Genomic DNA, 4,782 nt, shown 5'->3' with positions numbered 1-4,782 from the left:
AATCTGCTTCTCAGAACTGCATCATTTAATTCAATTGCTGTTTTGATAAGGGTAATCGTTGGATTTATTACTTCTAAAGCAATTGCGGTATTTATTGGAGTGGAGGGTTTAGCTTTAATTGGGAATTTAAGAAATTTTATTACCACAATTGAATCCTTTTCAACCTTAGGTTTTTCAAATGGTATCGTTAAATATGTGGCCGAATTTAAAGAGGATAAAACCAAGTTAAATGAAGTAATTGGTATAGTATTCACCACCATTTTAGTAACGACACTAATCATTTCATTACTCTGCTATTTTAATGCTGAAACCATTGGTTCTTGGATTTTTGGTTCGGAAGAGTCCTATGTGTTTATCATAGAGATATTAGCGTTCTCAGTACCGTTTTATGCGGCCAACTTAGTGTTGACTGCGATAATTAATGGACTTTCAAAATACAAAGCTTTTGTTAAGATCAACATTTACAGCCAGATTATAGGTCTTTCAATGACGTTATTCCTGATTTGGAAAGAACAACTGGAGGGCGCTTTGATAGCTTCTGTGACGATTCCTGGGCTATTGTTTTTTGTAACACTATTTAGTTTTTTTGATGTCAGACATTATTTTAAAACCGTTAAATTATCTCATGTAAAGCTCAATGTGCTCAAGAATTTCAGTTCCTATTCCGTAATGGCTTTGTTTACGGCCGCAGTGCTTCCTATAGTTTTTGTTTTCATCCGAAATTATTTAATTGACCATGTCAGTATGAGAGAGGCTGGTTTTTGGGAAGCCATAAGACGAATATCTAATTATTATTTAATGTTTGTAAGTTCCTTACTTGCATTATATATTTTACCTCGATTTTCTCAAATAACAAATGCATTCGATTTTAGAAAGGAAGTCGTTCAATTTTATAAAATTGTGATTCCTGTTTTTGGACTTGGGTTGGTCTGTATTTATTTTTTAAGAACGCATATTGTCTATGTTTTATTTACTGAAGAATTTCAACCTGTCGAAAATCTTTTTATGTGGCAATTATTGGGTGATTTTCTAAAGGTCATTTCATCGGTTATCGCCTATCAACTCATTGCAAAAAAAATGGTAGTTTATTTTATAGGAATTGAACTGTTTTCAATCCTGGTCTTATATTTTGCCAGTATTTATTTTATTGATATTTATGGGGTTGAGGGTGCGGTAATAGCGCATTTTGTTAACTTCGCGATCCATACGGTTGTTATTATCATTGTTTTTAAGAAACTGTTATTTGGCAAACAAAATTTTGAAATATGAGCAAGAAGTTAAAATTAACATATGTTGCATTAATCATGTATTTCAGAAAGCTATTTTACAAGATTGCTTCAACCAATGATCAAGTAAAAGGTTCTTATAAGGCTATCCAGCCTGTAGTTTTGAATGGGAAAGGTCAGATTAATTTTGGTAAGAACGTCAGAATAGGGGTTTTAGACTCTCCAATGTTTTATAATACCTATGCCTATATTGAAGCTAGAAAAGAGAATTCATCGATAAGTTTTGGAAACAATGTGAGCATTAATAATCAATTTACCGCTGTTTCAGAACTGGCTATTGTAATACATGATAATGTTCTTATTGGATTGAACTGTGCAATTTATGACAGTAATTTTCATGATTTGGACAAAGCAAATCGCAAACAAACAGATCCCCATCCGAAGGAAGTCATCATTGAAAAAAATGTATTCATCGGGAGTAACGTTACCATTTTAAAAGGAGTGACTATTGGGGAGAATAGTATTGTAGCTGCTGGGTCTGTAGTATCTCAAAGTTTTCCTGCCAATGTGGTTATCGGTGGTTCTCCTGCAAAAATCCTAAAGGAATTACTTTAATTTTTTATCCAGGTGTCCAGATATTTTTGTGCCACATTTTTGTAATCATGTTCTTTTTCAACAAAGGCTCTCGCATTTTTTGATATCTCCATAATCTTTTCAGGATGGTCAATAAGCCAACTGAGTTTTTTGACCAAATAATCAACGTCTGGTAAGGCGTTAATGACGACGGTATCTGCTTCTATTCCATAGTAGTCCATCCATTCTTGTTCGGCACCCGAAAAAACCACTTTTCCTTTGGCCATGGCTTCGAGAGCATTGTAACCTTGATCATAGGCATATACCATATCTAATAAAATATGGCATTCATCGTATAATTTGATGTAGTCCTTATAGGGTGTGTTCGTTGAAGTCACAATCTCAATTTGATCGCCATATTTTTTTTCAATGATTTCTAAAGCTTCTGTAAAAAAAACATTGCCTTTGGTGAGTGCAGAATTGGTATTGATACCATGAAAAACTTTTAGTTTACCGTCAATTGTTAAAGGAAGATAATCGATTTTATCTGTATTGATAGGATTCGGAATGAGACCAAGATATTTTGCGTTATCCATTAAAGGTATTTGATAGTCCATATCTGTAGCAATAACGCCATTGCATTGTTCATAGATATATTGATGGAGTTTAGTAAACTCTTCATTGACATAGTGCAACTTGAATTTATAAAGATTTTTTAGAGAATTGTCGTTTAAATACGGTGTCAGGGCACTGTATTTAAAACCATTGTTAAGCATGAATTTCACACTGGCGTGATCATAACTACATGATAAAAGATAGAGTTTTTCAGTTTTGGATTTCAGAAGTGATATCAATTTCATTTCTTCTTTGGGTTGGATATGAAAAGAAGATTCATTGATAAGCTGTATCACATCAAAACGTTGCGACTTTAATTTCTTTTTGACTTTACGGACTATTTCCATGCTACCCAAATCGATTCCAGTCAGTTTGTAAACGCCAACTTTAAGTTTATGCAACATCTTGTGTTGAAACGAATGGTTGATGTAAATATCTACGGGATAATCTTTAAAGTCATCCTTATTGCCAACTAATACCACTTCATGCCCTAAAGCAATCAAACCTTCCTTTAAAGAATTATGGAGTCTGCTGTATTCACCGACCAATAAAATTCGCATAAAACAATTACATTTGTTTTCAAAAATATTAAATACTAACTGTTTTAAGGCTAATAATGGACATTAAGTTACCTAGTGTTGAAATTCTTGTGGCAACGATGCATCGGAGCTCCTTCGATTTCTTATGGGACATGTTTAAGCATAACAATCATGACGATTTTAATATTTTAATTGTTAATCAAACCACACCTGACAAACAGCTTGTTTCTCATTTTGAACACATCAAGGTTATTAACAGTTTTGAGTTTGGAGTTCCAAAAAGTAGAAACCTTGCCATTAGTAACGCCACATCGGATATTTGCTTAATGGCAGATGATGATATTGTCTATCAACCACATCTAAAAACGATCATTACGGATGCTTATTTAAAATATCCTGATGCTGCTATGATTTCTTTTGAGGCGATTGATGAGGATATGCTTAAGTACACTAATTATTCTTCAGAAGGTAATCACACCGAAAAATCATTAAAAAAAATATATACTTGGGTGATTTCTTTTAATAGAGAGAGTTATCTTAAAGACATAATTTTTTATAATATGCATTTCGGTTTTGGCGCAAGTTTTACGGGAGAAGAGGAATATGTTTTTTTGCGAAATGCTTACGATAAAGGTTTAAAAATGATTCACGTTTCTGAAACCATCGTGCAGCATCCGAATGAGAATTCAGGACGGTTAATGGGCAGTGACAATGCGCTGTTTGCACGATCGGCCTTGACACATCGGTTTTATGGCAATTTCAGTTATCTTTGGTTGCTGAAGTATGTCCTTTTTATATACCGATATGATTATATTACTTTCAGTCAAATGCCCGCTAAGTTTAGAATGGGATTAAAAGGCATTGCAAAATATAAAGCGCTTAGTAAATCAGGAGAAATCGATAAAATCCATGACTCATAAATTTATAGAAATTCCTAAAATCGAGGATCCAAGAGGTAATCTTTCAGTCATTGAAAATCAGACTTTTCCTTTTGAGATCAAACGTGTTTATTATTTATATGATGTTCCTAGCGGTGCTTATAGAGGCGGGCATGCCCATAAAGAACAATACGAATTATTGATCGCGGTAAGTGGAAGTTTTGAAGTGGTATTGGACAACGGAGCTAGAAAGGAAACGGTTATGCTCAATAAACCCAATATAGGATTGTTGATTCCCACAATGGTTTGGCGTGAGTTGCAAAACTTTTCATCGGGTTCAGTGTGTTTAGTGTTGGCGTCTGACGTGTTTGTTGAAGCTGATTACATAAGAGATTATGAACACTTTAAATCATCTAAAACTACTCCATAAAATCCCTATATTCTGAAGTTTGCTTTTTACCTTCAAGGCTAATTTTAAACCAGTACTATTCAATTTTAATAAGGCGCGCTGTTTTTTATTTAAGTTTGCATCATCAATCCTATCAATCAATTGTTTTGCCTTTATATCATTCCCAACCAACTTATACTGAATGGCGATGGAAAATCGGTTTAAATCTAAATATTTCTTTAAACTAGGAATTGATTTAGCTGCGTTTTCGTACACATCTAAATCGATAAATTGTCTCAAATTGGTATTTGAATTGGAAATGCGATTGTCGGAATGTAAATTATGAATGGCTGTTGCTTTATTGCTAAAAGCCACAGGGTATTTCACAGCGATTCTGATCCATAAATCTGTGTCTTCACCGGCACCCAACGTGATATTTTCATTGAAGTTTCCAACATCATCTATAATTGATTTTGGGATCATGACTGCTGAAGTCCAAGCAACACTGTTGATGACGCTGCTTTTAAAATAATCATCAACAATACCCATCCAGTTTTTTATAG

5 protein-coding genes and 1 pseudogene are annotated in these 4,782 nt (G+C 33.8%); 4 read left to right on the top strand and 2 right to left on the bottom strand.

What is annotated here, in order from left to right:
• A partial coding sequence (locus ABIQ28_RS04720) for an O-antigen translocase (protein ID WP_348035687.1) occupies positions 1-1,269 on the top strand: 1,269 nt, incomplete at its 5' end.
• The gene (locus ABIQ28_RS04715; protein ID WP_348035685.1) at positions 1,266-1,841 is read left to right on the top strand and encodes an acyltransferase; all 576 of its coding nucleotides are present in this window, start codon (positions 1,266-1,268) and stop codon (positions 1,839-1,841) included. The genes ABIQ28_RS04720 and ABIQ28_RS04715, both read left to right, overlap by 4 nt.
• Here the strand turns inward: ABIQ28_RS04715 and ABIQ28_RS04710 are convergent.
• Positions 1,838-2,974 carry a glycosyltransferase gene (locus tag ABIQ28_RS04710; protein ID WP_348035684.1) on the bottom strand — a complete coding sequence of 379 codons (1,137 nt, stop codon included), beginning with the start codon at positions 2,972-2,974 and terminating at the stop codon, positions 1,838-1,840. The genes ABIQ28_RS04715 and ABIQ28_RS04710 overlap by 4 nt on opposite strands.
• A 56-nt stretch (positions 2,975-3,030) precedes the next feature.
• Here ABIQ28_RS04710 and ABIQ28_RS04705 point away from each other — a divergent pair, with 56 nt between their 5' ends.
• Both ABIQ28_RS04705 and ABIQ28_RS04700 read left to right on the top strand, forming a co-directional pair.
• Positions 3,031-3,873: a glycosyltransferase family A protein gene (locus ABIQ28_RS04705; protein ID WP_348035683.1), complete on the top strand. Its 843-nt coding sequence runs from the start codon at positions 3,031-3,033 to the stop codon at positions 3,871-3,873.
• Positions 3,863-4,261 (top strand): FdtA/QdtA family cupin domain-containing protein, encoded by a 399-nt coding sequence (locus tag ABIQ28_RS04700; protein ID WP_348035682.1) that lies wholly within the window; start codon positions 3,863-3,865, stop codon positions 4,259-4,261. Before ABIQ28_RS04705 ends, ABIQ28_RS04700 begins: the two co-directional genes overlap by 11 nt.
• Here the strand turns inward: ABIQ28_RS04700 and ABIQ28_RS04695 are convergent.
• Positions 4,241-4,782: pseudogene (locus ABIQ28_RS04695) on the bottom strand (hypothetical protein); the annotation flags it as partial. The gene ABIQ28_RS04700 and the pseudogene ABIQ28_RS04695 sit on opposite strands and share 21 nt — an antisense overlap.

Origin of the sequence: Gelidibacter sp. (assembly GCF_039916245.1) — a bacterium.
GTDB lineage: Bacteria > Bacteroidota > Bacteroidia > Flavobacteriales > Flavobacteriaceae > Gelidibacter.
This window is presented reverse-complemented; position numbering and strand designations above follow the sequence as displayed.